The organism is Bacillus paranthracis (genome assembly GCF_001883995.1).
GTDB lineage: Bacteria > Bacillota > Bacilli > Bacillales > Bacillaceae_G > Bacillus_A > Bacillus_A paranthracis.
The window spans coordinates 15,683-31,808 of the sequence record NZ_MACE01000074.1 but is presented as its reverse complement, the minus strand read 5'-3'; the positions used below and the strand labels follow the sequence as shown (position 1 = coordinate 31,808).

Annotated in this window: 14 protein-coding genes and 1 pseudogene; 10 read left to right on the top strand and 5 right to left on the bottom strand. The window is 34.4% G+C overall.

Going from position 1 to position 16,126, the window contains the following annotated elements:
- Positions 1-53: 53 nt before the first annotated feature.
- The gene (locus BAQ46_RS25035) at positions 54-1,580 is read right to left on the bottom strand and encodes an FAD-dependent oxidoreductase (RefSeq protein ID WP_000199956.1); all 1,527 of its coding nucleotides are present in this window, start codon (positions 1,578-1,580) and stop codon (positions 54-56) included.
- Between the two features lie 581 nt (positions 1,581-2,161).
- Between BAQ46_RS25035 and desB the strand changes: the two genes are divergently transcribed.
- Positions 2,162-3,247, top strand: a complete 1,086-nt coding sequence (gene desB / locus BAQ46_RS25030; RefSeq protein ID WP_000661225.1) for a Delta(10) desaturase DesB — start codon at positions 2,162-2,164, stop codon at positions 3,245-3,247.
- Between the two features lie 51 nt (positions 3,248-3,298).
- On the opposite strand, the gene BAQ46_RS25025 is transcribed toward desB, so the two are convergent.
- The 3 genes from BAQ46_RS25025 to BAQ46_RS25015 form a co-directional block, all read right to left on the bottom strand.
- Positions 3,299-3,991 carry an amino acid ABC transporter permease gene (locus BAQ46_RS25025; protein ID WP_000461541.1) on the bottom strand — a complete coding sequence of 231 codons (693 nt, stop codon included), beginning with the start codon at positions 3,989-3,991 and terminating at the stop codon, positions 3,299-3,301.
- Between the two features lie 91 nt (positions 3,992-4,082).
- The gene (locus tag BAQ46_RS25020; RefSeq protein ID WP_000823738.1) at positions 4,083-4,877 is read right to left on the bottom strand and encodes an ABC transporter substrate-binding protein; all 795 of its coding nucleotides are present in this window, start codon (positions 4,875-4,877) and stop codon (positions 4,083-4,085) included.
- A 121-nt stretch (positions 4,878-4,998) separates the two neighbouring features.
- Complete coding sequence (locus BAQ46_RS25015) at positions 4,999-5,721, bottom strand: amino acid ABC transporter ATP-binding protein (RefSeq protein WP_000616944.1); 723 nt, start codon at positions 5,719-5,721, stop codon at positions 4,999-5,001.
- A gap of 219 nt (positions 5,722-5,940) precedes the next feature.
- On the opposite strand from BAQ46_RS25015, the pseudogene BAQ46_RS31770 reads away from it, so the two are divergent.
- The 9 genes and pseudogenes from BAQ46_RS31770 to BAQ46_RS24975 all read left to right on the top strand — a co-directional run.
- Positions 5,941-6,291 (top strand): annotated as a pseudogene (locus BAQ46_RS31770) (HAMP domain-containing protein); the annotation flags it as partial.
- Positions 6,283-7,233 (top strand): methyl-accepting chemotaxis protein, encoded by a 951-nt coding sequence (locus tag BAQ46_RS25010; RefSeq protein ID WP_404978333.1) that lies wholly within the window; start codon positions 6,283-6,285, stop codon positions 7,231-7,233. The pseudogene BAQ46_RS31770 and the gene BAQ46_RS25010, both read left to right, overlap by 9 nt.
- 153 nt (positions 7,234-7,386) lie before the next feature.
- The gene (gene argR, locus BAQ46_RS25005; RefSeq protein WP_000711840.1) at positions 7,387-7,836 is read left to right on the top strand and encodes an arginine repressor; all 450 of its coding nucleotides are present in this window, start codon (positions 7,387-7,389) and stop codon (positions 7,834-7,836) included.
- A 268-nt stretch (positions 7,837-8,104) separates the two neighbouring features.
- On the top strand, positions 8,105-9,337 hold the full coding sequence (gene arcA, locus BAQ46_RS25000; protein ID WP_000682336.1) for an arginine deiminase: 1,233 nt from the start codon (positions 8,105-8,107) through the stop codon (positions 9,335-9,337).
- A gap of 30 nt (positions 9,338-9,367) precedes the next feature.
- Positions 9,368-10,366: an ornithine carbamoyltransferase gene (gene argF, locus BAQ46_RS24995; protein ID WP_002163765.1), complete on the top strand. Its 999-nt coding sequence runs from the start codon at positions 9,368-9,370 to the stop codon at positions 10,364-10,366.
- Positions 10,367-10,465: 99 nt separating this feature from the next.
- Positions 10,466-11,881 carry an arginine-ornithine antiporter gene (gene arcD, locus BAQ46_RS24990; protein ID WP_000503407.1) on the top strand — a complete coding sequence of 472 codons (1,416 nt, stop codon included), beginning with the start codon at positions 10,466-10,468 and terminating at the stop codon, positions 11,879-11,881.
- A gap of 37 nt (positions 11,882-11,918) precedes the next feature.
- Positions 11,919-12,881, top strand: a complete 963-nt coding sequence (arcC, locus tag BAQ46_RS24985; RefSeq protein WP_071743004.1) for a carbamate kinase — start codon at positions 11,919-11,921, stop codon at positions 12,879-12,881.
- Between the two features lie 201 nt (positions 12,882-13,082).
- On the top strand, positions 13,083-13,772 hold the full coding sequence (locus BAQ46_RS24980; protein WP_001081912.1) for a Crp/Fnr family transcriptional regulator: 690 nt from the start codon (positions 13,083-13,085) through the stop codon (positions 13,770-13,772).
- 155 nt (positions 13,773-13,927) lie between these two features.
- Positions 13,928-14,611, top strand: coding sequence for an ABC transporter permease (locus tag BAQ46_RS24975; RefSeq protein ID WP_071743002.1), 684 nt, complete (start codon positions 13,928-13,930; stop codon positions 14,609-14,611).
- A 122-nt stretch (positions 14,612-14,733) separates the two neighbouring features.
- Here the strand turns inward: BAQ46_RS24975 and BAQ46_RS24970 are convergent, their stop codons facing one another.
- Positions 14,734-16,068, bottom strand: a complete 1,335-nt coding sequence (locus BAQ46_RS24970; protein ID WP_071743000.1) for an FAD-binding oxidoreductase — start codon at positions 16,066-16,068, stop codon at positions 14,734-14,736.
- Between the last annotated feature and the right edge of the window lie 58 nt (positions 16,069-16,126).

Below are 16,126 nucleotides of genomic sequence, written 5' to 3'. Positions count from 1 at the left end.
TTTATAGCAAATAAAGAAGTTCAACAGTCATTCTGTTGAACTTCTTTATTTATTTACTCATTATCAACTCGTTTTAACGGTTGATCTGCCGGACCTTCAATAACATCTCCTTCAATTGAAAAACGGGAACCGTGGCAAGGGCAGTCCCAAGTACAATCACCATTATTCCATTCCACTTCGCAGCCGAGATGTGTACAAGTTGTATCGACAATATGTAATTTTCCATCTTTGTCCTTATAAGCACCTGCTCGTTTCCCGTTAACATGTACGACAGATCCTTCACCAACTTCGAGATCTTCTGGCTTACGTAATGCAGTTTCAATCTTTCCTTCAATTAAATGTTTCGCAACATCAATGTTTTGGGAGAAGAACGTTTTTATATCTGGATTTGCATGAAAGCGTGAAGGTGCATATAGTTCTTTATATGGACTGTCTACTTTTAGAATGGAATCCTTCAGTAAATGAGCGGCAGCAGTTCCAGTTGTCATCCCCCATTTACGATATCCAGTTGCAACAAATATATTTGGATTGCTCTCGTTAATATGTCCGATATAAGGGACCTTATCTAGCGTGATTAAATCTTGTGCTGACCATCTATAAGGAACCTCATCTACCCCAAACGTTGCTTCTGCAAAAGAATACAGTGCTTCATAATGAAGCATCGTGTTTATTCCTTGGCCTGTTTTATGACTTTCTCCGCCAATTAAAATTAATTTTTCCCCATTGCTTGTTGTGTAGCGTAAGGAGCGTTTTGGGTCATCAATACTTAAATACATGCCACCTGGATAATCTGTTTTTGTTTTAATAGCAAGAGCATAAGAGCGTTCTGCGTACATTCGCGTAAAGAAAAAGCTATTCGCATCATAAAAAGGAAAGTGTGAACAAGAGACAACATATTCACAAGTAATGCGATGTCCGTCCTTTGTAATGACTTGTGGAGAATCTCCTTTTTCTACATCCATAGCAGTCGTTTGTTCATAAACTTTTCCACCCATCTCCACAAACTTTTCTAAAAGCGTTTTCAAATAAAGAAGGGGATGAAACTGGGCTTGATTTTTCATGACAAGTGCAGATTGTACTGGAATTGGAATCGATAGGGATTGAACATAGTCACAAGGTATATTTAATTTTTGATAAGCTTCATATTCTTTCGATAAATTTCTTAATCCCTTATCAGTAGTTGTATATAAATATGAATCTTCATTTGAGAAATTACAGTCGATTTTATATGTTTGCAAAGTTTCATTAATAAATTGTAGGGCATGATTATTTGATTCATAGTAAAGCCCGGCCTTTTCCATACCGAAATGGTTTATTAATTCATCATAAATAAGATCATGTTGCGCTGTTATCTTCGCTGTTGTATGTCCAGTCGTCCCGTTTAAAATAAGGCCAGAATCAATTAATACAACATCGATGCCTTCTTTTGCAAGTAAATAGGCAGTAGTAATACCTGTAATACCAGCACCTATAATAGCGACTTTTGTCTTTATATTTTCAGATAAAGGGGGAAAAGCAGGGAGTTGAGTAGATTCAATCCAATAAGATGATGGGAATTGTGGAAATGTATCGCTTGTCATTAAGGAAACCTCCTGATTTAGAACAATTTTCCTTTTAATATTTCCATATGAGATGAAATTCATGTGTGCTGTTTTAGAGGAAGGCTATTTTTATTTAAAAGAAAGATAAAATTATTTCAGTATAATTATTAGGTCTTGTTGGTATGAAGAGGTAGAAGTTGTGTAAAGCTTAAATTTAAGTGAGTGTATTTGTTGTTTACACAGAGAGTTCTTGAATAAGATAGAGTCTATAGCATGTCAAGGTACGTATATGTATAATAGATGAAACCTTATAAAATATGTGTTTTTTCTTTATTGAAATAAAGTATAATTATAAAAATATAACCAACTTTTATTACTAGGTCATAAAAGTTATTGACAATGTAGAAATTCTATTGATATGATTCATCATGTGGAAAGGTTGATAGAGAGTAAAAAGATAAATGTTTTTCATTGATAATAAAAGCGAAAAATAAGTGACGATAGAGTGAGTATATTTTCCTTATACTAGATGCTTTTTAATCACCTAGTAAAATCAATCTGGAAGCAAGAATTGATATATGTAAGTTGCGCAAGGCGCGGCATAAGAAAGGGGCAAAAGGATGAAGGAGCTTCATACGTTTGGGTGGTATGCAGCACGTGTATCACCACATTTGCCGAAAAAAGCATTTAAACCAGTTCCTACTCGTTTATTTGGCGGACTGGCTTATTTACTTGTGGCATTGGCGGGGTTAATATCGATTGGTGTATTTGAATTGAATGTGTGGGCTAATCTAGGAATTGCGATCGTTCTTGGATTATGTTTTGCTTCACTTGGGTTTTTAGGGCATGAAATTTTACATGGAACCGTTGTAAGAAAGGCATGGCTTCGTGATTTCTTAGGAGCGATTGCATTTATGCCATTATCAACAGGTCCTAAACTTTGGCGAAAGTGGCATAATGCAACGCATCACGTTCATACACAACATGAAGAGAATGATCCAGATGCATGGCCTACACTTGAGAAGCTTAAAAAGAGTAAGTTTTTGAGCTGGGTATATCGCATGCCTCTTCATGTACGTTCATTCTTTAGTTTTCTGTCACTAACAATTCAATTTACATTGCATTCGACTCGAATGTTCTTTCATTTTATAAAAGAGTTTAAGTCATCCAATCAAAAATCTGTATGGCTTCAACTTCTTTTGCCTTGGACTGTTTGGATTAGTTTATTGTTTATTATGGGACCTGGAAAATGGTTATTTGCATATGTGATTCCATTGTTAATTGCTAACTTTATTGTAATGGCATATATCGCAACAAATCACCGCTTAAATCCAATTGTTCCAGTAAATGATCCGTTAGCAAACTGTTTATCAGTAACAGTGCCGCGTTGGGTAGACGTTTTACATTTCAATTTCTCATATCATACAGAACATCATTTGTTCCCTGCTATGAGCTCTAAATACTACCCGTTAGTAAAAGAGAAAATTAAAGAAATGTGGCCGGAACGCTATCATGAGATGCCGATGACAAAAGCTTTGGCAGCGCTATGGAATACACCACGTGTGTATTATCAAGGAAGTGAATTAGTGGATCCGCATAGAGAGCATTTCTATGGTTCTTTAGGAAATGGGCTAGATCCTCATAATATTTCATATCGTGAGGAACATATAGAGGAAGAAGAGAGTATTAAAAAAGTAAATCAATAAAAATAGATATATGTTGCAGTGAAAAAGCAAGCCATCTCAGGCTTGCTTTTTTTATAAAGAAACTTCCTTTTTGTTCTTTGTATGGAATTGGACGGAGTTAGTTTCTTTTCGCTGTAATCGTTTTTCTAAAAGATTAACAAGGTAAGTGAATAGGAGAACGAGCACGAGATAATATAAACCAACGATTATATATGTATCTAATTGTTGGAAGTTCCCTGCAGCGATTGATAAACCTGACCCCCATAATTCGGACAATCCTACGTAAGCAACAAGTGAAGAATCTTTTAATCCAATAATAAATTGATTTCCTAAAGGAGGAATAGATTGACGAAATGCTTGCGGTAATACAATACGGCGCATTGCTAAAGGATACGGCATACCTAGAGAGCGAGCAGCTTCCATTTGCCCACGATCGACAGATTGGATAGAGCCTCGGAAAATTTCAGTAATATATGCACCGTTGTGGATTGCTAAAGCAATGGCTCCTGCCCAAAAAGGAGTAAAAACAACAACGGATGTAATCCCAAAATAGAGAATGGCGATTTGAACAATTAAAGGTGTACCACGAATAATGGCGATATATACGTGAGCAATACTATTTAAAACTTTATTGTTAGAGATTCGAAAGAAAGCGAATAGTAATCCAATTAGTGAACCGAGTAATAGGGATGTTAGTGTTAATTGTAATGTGACAATAGTAGCTTTTAAGAGTGTGGGATAGGTAGAGATAAAAATTTCAAACATGCGTTTCACCTCATATTGTATAGATTTTAGTAGAGAATGAAATGCCCCACACAAAGTGGGGCATGATTTATGGAAACTTTGAAGGGCTAAATTACTTCGTTTTTTCCTCTTCACCAAGAATATTACGCCCAAACCATTTTTTACTGATCTTTTCATACGTACCATCTTTAATAATTTCATCTAAAGCTTTATTTACTTTCTCGACCATTTCTTTATCATCTTTACGAATAGCAATTCCCATTTCATCAAGGTTTAGTGGTTTTCCAGCTTCTTTTATATTTGATTTACCTTCTTTAATCATGCGTAAACCAACCATTTGATCTGTAATTACTGCGTCGATACGTCCAGGCTCTAAGTCCATAAGTGCAGTAATATCGCTATCGTATTCTGTAATTTGATCTGTATATTTTGCAACGAGGTCTTTAAAGGTACTAGCTTTTACAACACCAATTTTCTTACCCTTTAAATCTTCTGGAGAAGAGATAGATGTATTCTTTTTAGCTACAAAAATTTGGGCACCAGAACGATAATAAGGATTTGAGAAATTAACAGCTTTTAAGCGTTCTTCTGTAATTGCCATACTGCCCAGTATTACATCATACTTTTTCGCTTTGAGACCTTGGATTAGCGTTTCCCATGGATTTGTAATAGGGGTTGGTTTCATATTCATTTTTTTCGCAAGTGCTTCACCTAGTTCTACATCAAAACCGACAAGTTTTCCGTCATTTTCTTTATAGTTAAAAGGTTTATATAAGCCACTCATCGCATAACGAAATTCTTTTTCACCATTTGAAGAAGTAGTAGCACTTTCCTTACTACAGGCTCCTAGTATAAAGGATGTGCATAATGTAATACTCGCAACAATGGTTAATAGTTTTCTTTTCATAAAACCCCTCCTATATATTGATCATACGGATGGTTTTAAGTATGTTATTGAAATATTTTATTTAGATGATTAGTTGTGCACCGTATGAATGTATTTCTTTTCGTTTGAAACAGAAGTTATATTATAAAACGTTACGTAAAAATTGTTTCGCTCGTTCATGTGATGGAGCTGAAAAGAATTGTGCTGGCGGAGCATCTTCTACAATTTTTCCATCATCCATAAAAATGACGCGATCAGCTACATCTCTTGCGAAATTCATTTCATGAGTAACAATAACCATGGTCATTCCTTCTTCAGCAAGTTCTTTCATAACTTGCAATACTTCTCCAACAAGTTCAGGGTCTAAAGCTGAGGTAGGTTCATCAAATAGCATAATTTTAGGATTCATAGCAAGAGCTCGTGCAATAGCAATACGCTGTTTTTGACCACCTGATAGGAGATGGGGCGTTACATCTGCTTTATCTTGTAGGCCGACTTTTTGCAGAAGCTGATTTCCGATTTCTTTTGCATTTGCTGCTTCTAATTTTTTTACATGAATAGGTGCTTCTATGATGTTTTCTAGTGAGGTCATATGAGGAAAGAGGTTAAAGTGCTGAAAAACCATACCGACATTTTCGCGGACTTTGTTTAAATTTGAATGCTTTGGATCAATTCGTTCACCTTGTAAGTGAATTTCACCTTCATCGTACATTTCTAAAAAGTTAAGACAGCGAAGTAATGTACTTTTACCGGAACCACTGGCACCAATTAAAACGACAACTTCTTTTTCTTGTACTTCTAAATCAATTCCTTTTAAAACGTCAAGTGAGCCAAATGATTTTACTAGATTTCGAACCTGAATCATACAAAACCCCCAGTCAAAAATATATTTTACAAATGTTGCCCCTTATTTCTGTTATTAGTCACAAATTGTCAGAATCCTTTATTTTTTTCGTGAATTTGATATTAAAGGAAATAATAATTTTTTGAAATCTCTATATCCTTCTATAATGAAAATATGGATAATAATATATAGGTAGTACTTATATTACTTATATTACTTATACAAAGGGGGAAAGAAGAGATGGAAAAAGAAAGGAAGACATTTTCCTTTGGCTTACGTACACAACTTATGCTATTCACTACAGTTTTAGCTTTAATTACATATTCAACAAGTATATTTTTTATTTATGTGATATATGATTATTTTCAAAGTTATGTAAGTCAAACTGCATATAATATTATCGTTATGTTATTAGGGGTAGTATGGTCTGGAATTTTAGCATATGGAGCAGCCATATTTTTAATTAAACCGCTTCGAAAGTTAGAGGAGGCGGCGAGAAAAGCGGCTGAAGGAGACATTCGTGAAGATGTTCCGTTACCGAAGACTGATGATGAAATTAAATCTTTAAGTGTTGCATTTAATATGATGCTAGGGAACTTAAGGGGCATGGTAAAAAATATTGATACAACATTTTCGTATACAAACAATCAAGTACAGCAAATTAGAAAACAAACAGGCGAAGCAACGAAACAAGCACAAGGTGTTTCTGAAACACTTGCAGAGATTTCTTCTGGCGCTGAGCAATCAGCGGCATCCATTCAGGCAATTGTTTCTGCTGTTGATACAACAACTTCTATTGCAAGTGAAGTAGAAGAGAAAGCGAAACAGTCTGATGAGTTGTCTTCAGAAATGGTTCAAGCTTTAGGGCATAGTACGCGTGTCTTTACGTCTTTAATTCAAGGTATTCAAACATTGGCGAAAGAAAATGAAGATTCAATGCAAAATGTACAGAAGTTAGAGGAAAGAATGAAACAAGTAGAACATATTGTATCTGTTGTGAGTGAGATTGCTAGCCAAACTAATTTATTAGCACTAAACGCTTCTATTGAGGCTGCTCGTGCAGGAGAGCATGGAAGAGGCTTTGCGGTTGTTGCGGAAGAAGTACGAAAACTTGCTGATGAAAGTGATCATTCTGCAAGAAACATATCGCAGTTATTACGAAATATGCAAGAGGAAGTACAACAAGTTGCAATGAAAATGACAGAACAAGTGAAAATAGCTAAAGAAGAGGCGAAACGTGGGGAGGCTACGGAATTAATTTTAAAAGAAATGTCATCAAGTGTTATGGAAGTAGCGGATGCAACGAAGCAAATTAGTGGTTATATGAATGAACAAGTGAACCACATTCATCAAACAGGAGCACAAACAAAGGCCGTAGCAGCAATTGCTGAAGAAACGTCAGCTGGTTCACAAGAAGTAGCACGTGTGACGTTGCAACAATCTAAAAATATGATAGCAATCGATCAATTATTAAAGGATCTAGAGAAACAAGCAACAGAATTGAAACAAACAATTAAACGATTTTCAATGTAAAAGAGAAGAACAGAATACTGTTCTTCTCTTTTTTTAGCTAGATTTAATATCTATAGTTAAAAGATAGAAACTATGAACGTTTCCGCAACATTCTTTTCTGTCCCTTTCGGATGAAATTTATAGCGAGCTATAATATTAAAAGGGGTGTCTTTTATGAAAAAAGAAAAAAGACAACGATTAATTAAACAATTTGTAAAAGAGTATGAAATAGAGAAGCAAGAAAGATTAGTAGAATTGTTAGCAAAAAAAGATGTATTAGTAACACAAGCTACGGTTTCTCGAGATATTCGTGAGTTAAACTTAACGAAGGTACCTTCTCAAGAAGGATTGATGATATATAAAATTTTCTCAGAAGAGCATTTACAAACTGATATAAAATTAAAGAAAAAATTACGAGAGGTTGTTGTGAAAATTGATTGTGTAGATCAATTAATGGTTATTAAAACATTACCTGGAAATGCACATGTTATTGGTGTTTTGTTTGATGAGTTAGATTGGAAAGAAAAAATAGGATGTATATGTGGAAATGATACATGCCTTATAATTTCTCAGTCGAAATCAGATAGGGAGATTTTAGAAGAAAGATTAAATTTAATTCTTTAGATGCAAAATCCTGTTTTTAATTTTTATTAAAAACAGGATTTTTGTGTAAATACGGAAGTTAAATATTCAACATATATGCGTAATATATGTATTTTTTATTAAAAAATCGGGATGGATTATTATAAAAATACAAATTAATATGATTTTAAAAAAATAACTTGTTTAATATTTCACAATGATAATGTGGATGATTTCACAAAGGTGAAAGCGTGTAGCATTTATTATGTACTTGTAAGACATCAAACATATTTAAAAGGAGGTACAACAAATGAAGCATCCGATACATGTTACTTCAGAAATTGGGGAATTACAAACGGTTTTATTAAAACGACCGGGTAAAGAAGTGGAAAACTTAACACCAGATTATTTACAGCAATTATTATTTGACGATATTCCATACTTACCAATTATTCAAAAAGAGCATGATTATTTTGCACAAACGTTACGCAATCGGGGTGTTGAAGTTCTTTATTTAGAAAAACTAGCCGCTGAGGCGTTAGTAGATAAAAAACTTCGAGAAGAATTTGTTGATCGTATTTTAAAAGAAGGACAGGCCGACGTAAATGTTGCACATCAAACTTTAAAAGAATATTTACTTTCCTTTTCAAATGAAGAATTAATTCAAAAAATTATGGGCGGTGTACGGAAAAACGAAATTGAAACAAGTAAGAAGACACATTTATATGAATTAATGGAAGATCACTATCCGTTTTACTTAGATCCAATGCCTAATTTATATTTTACTCGTGATCCAGCAGCTAGCGTGGGCGATGGCTTAACGATAAATAAGATGAGAGAACCAGCGCGTAGACGTGAATCATTATTCATGGAGTACATCATTAAATATCATCCAAGATTTGAAAAACATAATGTACCAATCTGGTTAGATCGTGATTATAAATTTCCAATTGAAGGTGGCGACGAGCTAATTTTAAATGAAGAAACAATTGCGATTGGAGTATCTGCTCGTACTTCAGCTAAAGCAATTGAACGTTTAGCAAAAAATCTCTTTAGCCGACAAAATAAAATTAAGAAAGTGTTAGCAATAGAAATTCCAAAATGCCGAGCATTTATGCATTTAGATACAGTATTTACAATGGTTGATTATGACAAGTTTACAATTCACCCAGCTATTCAAGGGCCAAAAGGGAATATGAATATTTATATTTTAGAAAAAGGATTAGATGAGGAAACTCTTAAAATTACACATCGTACTTCTTTAATGGAAGCATTAAAAGAGGTATTAGGCTTAAGTGAATTAGTTCTTATTCCATGTGGAGGAGGAGATGTAATTGCTTCTGCTCGTGAACAATGGAATGATGGCTCGAACACATTAGCAATCGCGCCAGGTGTAGTTGTTACATATGATCGCAACTATGTATCCAATACGTTATTACGGGAACACGGTATAGAAGTGATTGAGGTGCTAAGTTCAGAATTATCTCGTGGTCGTGGGGGTCCACGTTGCATGAGTATGCCAATTGTTCGTAAAGATATTTAGTATAAATAACGGAGAGAGTAGGGATGAAGTATGTTAATGACTAGACCAAATTTAAAAGGAAGAAGCTTTCTAGCAGAAAAAGATTTTACACAAGAAGAATTGTTATATTTTCTAGATTTGGCAGCAGAATTAAAAGAGAAAAAGAAAAATGGTATCCCGCATCATTATTTAGAAGGTAAAAATGTAGCGCTCTTATTTGAAAAAACTTCTACTCGTACGCGTTGTGCATTTACAGTAGCATGTACAGATTTAGGGGCAAATCCTGAATATTTAGGGAAAGGTGATATTCAGCTTGGGAAAAAAGAATCTGTAGAGGATACAGCAAAAGTGTTAGGGCGTATGTTTGACGGAATTGAGTTTCGTGGATTTAATCATGAAACTGTAGAATCTTTAGCACAAAATTCTGGTGTGCCGGTTTGGAATGGATTAACAGATATGTGGCATCCAACACAAACACTAGCAGATTTATTAACAATTAGAGAACATGTAGGGAAACTGAAAAATGTGAAGCTCGTTTACGTTGGAGATGGACGAAATAATGTTGCTAATAGCTTACTAGTTGGTGGCGCAATCGTTGGAATGGATGTACGTATTTGTACACCGGAAACTTTATGGCCTGCACAAGAAGTAATAGATTTAGCAAAAAAATATAATGAACAGGTAATGATAACAAGTAATGTGGAAGAAGCAGTTGCGAATGCAGATGTAATTTATACAGATGTATGGGTGTCTATGGGGGAAGAAGAAAAATTTGCTGAACGTGTCAAGTTATTGAAACCTTATCAAGTAAATATGAAAATGATTAAAGAAACAGGGAATGAAAACGTGATTTTCTTACATTGTTTACCTGCATTTCATGATGTCGAAACGATGTATGGTGAAGAAGTTTATGAGAAATATGGGTTGAAAGAAATGGAGGTAACTGACGAAGTATTCCGCAGTAAACATTCAAAAGTATTTGATCAAGCTGAAAATAGAATGCATACAATTAAAGCGGTTATGGCAGCTACTTTAGGAAACATGGAGTAAAGAAGAAAGGGAGTCTTCCTTTCTTCTTTCTCCTCCTTTAGACACTATCATTCACTATTGCTTTTGTATTGTTATTGCAATTAAAGAGAGGTGAGTGGAATGGGTGAAGATAAGAAACTAGGGTTGTTTACATTAACGGCTCTTGTAGTGGGGTCTATGATTGGCGGTGGAGCCTTTAATTTAGCGAGTGATATGGCAAAAGGTGCTGGTGCTGGAGCCATTATTATTGGCTGGGTTATAACAGGAATTGGGATGATTGCACTTGGATTATCTTTTCAAAATCTAACTGTAAAACGGCCAGATTTAGATGGTGGTATTTTTAGCTATGCAAAAGCAGGGTTTGGTAATTTTATGGGGTTTAATAGTGCGTGGGGATACTGGCTATCTGCTTGGCTTGGGAATGTAGCTTACGGCACATTATTGTTTTCTTCATTAGGATATTTCTTCCCGATCTTTGAAGGCGGGCAAAACGTAGCGTCCATTGTTGGTGCAAGCGTATTATTATGGTGTGTTCACATGTTAATTTTACGTGGAGTTCAATCAGCAGCACTTGTGAATTTAGTAACTACAATCGCAAAATTAGTACCTGTATTTGTATTTATTGTCATAGGAATCTTCGCGTTTCATATTGATATGTTTTTAGATGGATTTTGGGGGCAAACTGGTTCTTTTTCATGGGGAGCAGTTGGCAGCCAAGTTAAAAGTACAATGCTTGTAACTTTATGGGTATTTATTGGGGTAGAAGGTGCTGTTGTTTTATCCAGTCGAGCAAAAAATAGAAGTGATGTAGGGAAAGCAACGGTTATTGGCTTAATTGGTACACTCATCATTTACATTTTAATCACATTATTGTCTCTTGGACTTATGCAACAAGCAGATATTGCTGGTTTGAAAAATCCGGCTATGGCTTATTTATTTGAAAGTGTTGTTGGAAAATGGGGTGCTATCTTTATTAATTTAGGTTTAGTCATCTCTGTATTAGGTGCTTGGTTAGGGTGGACTTTGCTCGCTTCTGAAATTCCATATTTAGCGGCTAAAGATGGAGTATTTCCAAAATGGTTCGCAAAAGAAAATAAAAATAAGGCTCCAGTAAATTCATTATGGATAACAAATGGTTTAATTCAAATGTTCTTGTTAACATTCGTCGTTTCTGATCAGGCGTATAACTTTGCATTCTCTTTAGCATCTTCAGCTATTTTAATTCCATATGCGTTTTCAGCATTTTATCAACTGAAGCATAGCTTAAATTCTGAGGAAGTAGATCGAAATAAAAATATAGTAATTGGCTTGATAGCAAGTATTTATGGCGTTTGGTTAGTTTATGCAGCTGGTTTAGAGTATCTATTATTAACAATGACTTTATATGCGCCAGGTATTTTTATTTTTTACAATGTTCAAAAGCAAAAGAGTTCGAAGCAAATATTTACTCGAGTGGAATTAGCATCATCCGTAGCAATTGGTGCTTTAGCATTTTTTGCGATTTATGGATTAATTACAGGCAGCATTACTTTATAGAGCTCTGTGAAAACGAAATGAACTGGAGGGCTGAAATATGGCACGAAGAAAAATTGTAGTTGCACTAGGGGGAAATGCGATACAGTCTGGAAAAGCTACTGCGGGGGCGCAGCAAGAAGCGTTGGAAAAAACGGCGGAACAACTTGTGAAAATAATGGAAAATGATGTAGATATAGTAATTGCACATGGAAATGGCCCACAAGTGGGGAATATTTTATTGCAGCAAAAAGCTGCAGAAACGGAAAAGACACCTGCAATGCCATTAGATACTTGTGGGGCAATGAGCCAAGGAATGATTGGATATTGGATGGAAAATGCGATTGAAAAGGCATTGAAAAAACGGAATATAAAAAAAGATGTAGCAACGGTTATAACACGCGTTGTTGTGGATAAAAAAGATGAGGCATTTAAAAATCCAACTAAACCAATTGGTCCTTTTTATACAGAAGAAGAGGCCAGAAGATTAATGGACGAAACAAAAGCAGTGTTTAAAGAAGATGCGGGTAGAGGGTGGAGACGTGTTGTTCCATCACCGAAGCCTGTAAGTATTCATGAACATAAAGTGATTAATTCTTTGGTCGAAGATGGAAATATAGTGATAGCTGTTGGCGGTGGTGGAATTCCAGTAATTGATTCTGAAGAAGGGCTAAAAGGAACTGAAGCGGTTATCGATAAAGATTTCGCTGCGCAAAAATTAGCAGAATTAGTAGATGCCGATACGCTTGTTATTTTAACTGCAGTTGATCATGTGTATGTAAATTATGATCAACCGAATCAAAAAAAATTAGAGCATGTCACAGTGAATCAATTAGAAGAATACATTGAGGAACAGCAATTTGCTGCGGGAAGCATGCTTCCAAAAATTGAAGCTGCTATTAATTTTGTTAATACAAATCCAAAAAGAAAAACAATTATTACGTCTTTAGAAAAAGTATATGAAGCACTAGAAGAAAAAGCCGGTACTATTATTTCAAAACAAAATGTATGCATGTATGTTTAAATCATTATGTACGCTACTTATTATTGAAAAAAGAATGAAGTTAGTAACTTCATTCTTTTTATTGATTCATATTTTTTATACGTATTGTTCATAAAGTTTTCATGATGAAATCTGAATATATAAGTTAGTTATGATAAAATTCAAATTGAATACGCTTTCTTGATTTTTCGCTCCAACATACAGCAAGAGAGAGGGAATTTTATGAATAGACGGAACGTAGTTAAGGATTTAAAGCAGTTCGAATTATTTGCTCATTTAACAGAAAAGAAATTGAAAGGTTTGACGGAGTTTGTCTATTGGCGAACTTATAAAAAGGGTCAATTTTTATTTTTAGAAGGGGATTCAAGAGAAAGAATTTACTTCATGTTAGATGGATTTGTAAAGTTAGAGCGGGTAAATCAAAGTGGGAATTTATTATATGATGACTATGTAAAGAGGTATTCTATTTTTCCTTATGGCGGTATGTTTACAGACAGAGGATATAACTATACGGCAGAAGCGATGACAGATGTAGAGGTCTATTATATTCCGACAGTAATTTTCGAAGATATGGTGAAATCTAGTAGGACACAATTAATGTATGTTGTTCAGCAATTATCATCGATATTAAAGCTAAACGAAAATCGAGTACAAAATATTACAATTCCTAATGCACAAGATCGGGTCATTCAAACATTAAATTATTTAATGCAGGATTTAGGAGAACAGAGTGGCGAAACGATTGTAATTTCCTGCCCACTTACAACCATTGAAATATCGAAAATATCTGGTACGTCTCGAGAGACGGTTAGTAGCGTATTAAAACAATTAAAAAATGATAGTATTGTTACAATTTTAGATAAAAAAATTACAATACATAATCCAACATATTTTGAGGAAATCTCTATGTGAAAATTGCATATTGATTTTTAATTCATACTGTATATTAATAAGGTTATTTATATATTTATAAGTAAATTTTTTACGTTTTCCTCTATGAAAAGATAGTATAGTATGGTAATAATAGCTAAAATCGATAATAAAAAACAAAGTGAAGGGGAGAAAGAATGCTTCGTATTGAGTATGATCGATTAGTAGCTATTTGTTACAGTATAGGGGTTTTGTTATTATTAAAAATTCCAAATGATAATGAATTAATTGGGGAAAAACTATTCAATGTCTATAAGGTTCCGATACATACGTATGTTTATATGGATTATAAAGTCTCAAATATATTGATTGTTTCTTTCATACTACATGTAATTGCATTTATATTATTTTTAAAATGGCTAGGAAAAAAGGAGTCTAGTACATTTAGAAAAATGAATAAGATAAAAGTAGTAGGCATTAGTATTTTGATTGTAATGATGCCGTTTATTTTAAATAACATCCTCCAGACATTAAATAAAACATGGTACTACGCAGGAAAAACAGGGGTAGAAGCAATAGAATATAAAAAAGAAGATAGCCAGTGTAGAATGGAGAAAAATGGAGAGGATATCGAACGAAAGTGTATTGTTACTTTAAAAAATTATCGTAATCATTCACAAGCATTAAAAGTTGTTTTATATGATAATGTAAACGAGAATTCAAAAAGTTATCTAGTACCGAAACCAGTCTATTTACAAAAACATGAGACAAAGCAATTTGAATTTCAAATTCCTGTTGCTTATAATAGCGGTGTTGAAAAAGATAAAGTACCAAATATTAAATTACATTTATTGCATGAAAATGATGCGAAATACAATTAATCTGTAATTGAAAGTTTATGAGTAGGGGCAATAATTTGAAACGATATAGAAAATCAACTTGAATCATCCAACATGCTGCAGGGTAACGGCATATTGGATGATTTTTTATTTTCTACCTTTTTTTACGTATGAAAGGGTGGAATACTTTGTTGAAAACGAAAAACATTGCAAGGATCATATATGGTTTTCACTTTACGTAATCTTTGAAAGTTAGGGCCATAATAACTAGTTTGCCAATTTTTAATGTCGATATCGGGCCAATTGACATAGTCACCTAGTGTATAAGGATCTAAGCTTTCTCGTAAATCTTTAACCCAGCGTATATTTCGATTTTCTTCATCATCACATTTCCAAGAGGTAATGTATTCTTGCGCAATAATTGCTTTGCGATGGAAATAAGCTGTTTCAGTAGGCGGAATATTTTTAACAGCACCTACGAGCGATTGGTGCCAAATACTCGCATCTTTATTTGGTGCATTTGAAAGAAAATACTGCATGATTTGAATTCCTTTAAGAGGAATAGGTTTATATACGTAGGAACCGGAGCGCTTGAAGTTTTCAGGGATGTTACCACTGTTAAAAAATTCAACAGCCTTTATATAAGGAACTTCATCTATAAAGAGAGAGGGGGTACCAGTTTCAAGAAGAGGAGATAATAAGGAATGGAGTTCAGAGGGAGAGCCAACAAACTCACCTTGTGCTTCAATTTTGTTTTGTTGTTTTGTGAATAATTCAATTGATGAAGTAAGACGTTCGTCTACATAAGGCGCCCAGTTTTGCCAAGCTTGAAAGGCAGCAATAAAATCTTCCCATTCCCATGTAATGGAGAAGATTAATACATTTTTTATAGGGTGTACGCGAAAAGTCAAAGAAGTAATAATTCCGAAGTTTCCACCACCGCCACCGCGGCATGCCCAAAACAAGTTATGGTTTTCATGTTCGCTTGCACGAATGATTTTTGCTCCAAATTTACCACATGCTTGTACCATTTCAACTTCTATTAATTGATCACATGTTAATCCAAATAAGCGTGAAAGCATACCGATGCCACCGCCAAGTGCTAATCCAACAATTCCAACGCTTGCGCTTGTACCAGCCGGTATTGTCACACCATAATTCCAAAGCTCTTTATAAACAGTGTCAAGGTTTGCACCAGCTTCAATTGTTGCTGTTAATTTATCTGTATGAACAGTAATACGATGCATTTCACTCACGTCAATAATAAGTCCTCTATTTAAAAGAGAAAAATTTTCATAGCTATGACGTCCGCTTCTTAAGCGAAATGGTACATGACGCTCGCGTGCCCATTTTAAGGCGTTACACACATCATTTTTATTTTGACAAAACACAATAATACAAGGGAGTTTTGGAATACTTAAATTTAAGTTCATTCGGGCTACGTCATAGTCAGGGTCTGAAGGAACAACGATACGACCTGTTAATTTTGTTTGTTTCAATTTATCACTCCTTTCTAAAATAAGCGGGGCTTTTTATTAATATATGAAAAGTATATGT

Excerpts from the sequence above, each read along its gene's own strand:
- BAQ46_RS25035 (WP_000199956.1), bottom strand. The coding sequence starts at position 1,580 with ATGACAAGCGATACATTTCCACAATTCCCATCATCTTATTGGATTGAA.
- desB (WP_000661225.1), top strand. The coding sequence starts at position 2,162 with ATGAAGGAGCTTCATACGTTTGGGTGGTATGCAGCACGTGTATCACCA.
- BAQ46_RS25025 (WP_000461541.1), bottom strand. The coding sequence starts at position 3,991 with ATGTTTGAAATTTTTATCTCTACCTATCCCACACTCTTAAAAGCTACT.
- BAQ46_RS25020 (WP_000823738.1), bottom strand. The coding sequence starts at position 4,877 with ATGAAAAGAAAACTATTAACCATTGTTGCGAGTATTACATTATGCACA.
- BAQ46_RS25015 (WP_000616944.1), bottom strand. The coding sequence starts at position 5,721 with ATGATTCAGGTTCGAAATCTAGTAAAATCATTTGGCTCACTTGACGTT.
- BAQ46_RS25010 (WP_404978333.1), top strand. The coding sequence starts at position 6,283 with ATGATGCTAGGGAACTTAAGGGGCATGGTAAAAAATATTGATACAACA.
- argR (WP_000711840.1), top strand. The coding sequence starts at position 7,387 with ATGAAAAAAGAAAAAAGACAACGATTAATTAAACAATTTGTAAAAGAG.
- arcA (WP_000682336.1), top strand. The coding sequence starts at position 8,105 with ATGAAGCATCCGATACATGTTACTTCAGAAATTGGGGAATTACAAACG.
- argF (WP_002163765.1), top strand. The coding sequence starts at position 9,368 with ATGTTAATGACTAGACCAAATTTAAAAGGAAGAAGCTTTCTAGCAGAA.
- arcD (WP_000503407.1), top strand. The coding sequence starts at position 10,466 with ATGGGTGAAGATAAGAAACTAGGGTTGTTTACATTAACGGCTCTTGTA.
- arcC (WP_071743004.1), top strand. The coding sequence starts at position 11,919 with ATGGCACGAAGAAAAATTGTAGTTGCACTAGGGGGAAATGCGATACAG.
- BAQ46_RS24980 (WP_001081912.1), top strand. The coding sequence starts at position 13,083 with ATGAATAGACGGAACGTAGTTAAGGATTTAAAGCAGTTCGAATTATTT.
- BAQ46_RS24975 (WP_071743002.1), top strand. The coding sequence starts at position 13,928 with ATGCTTCGTATTGAGTATGATCGATTAGTAGCTATTTGTTACAGTATA.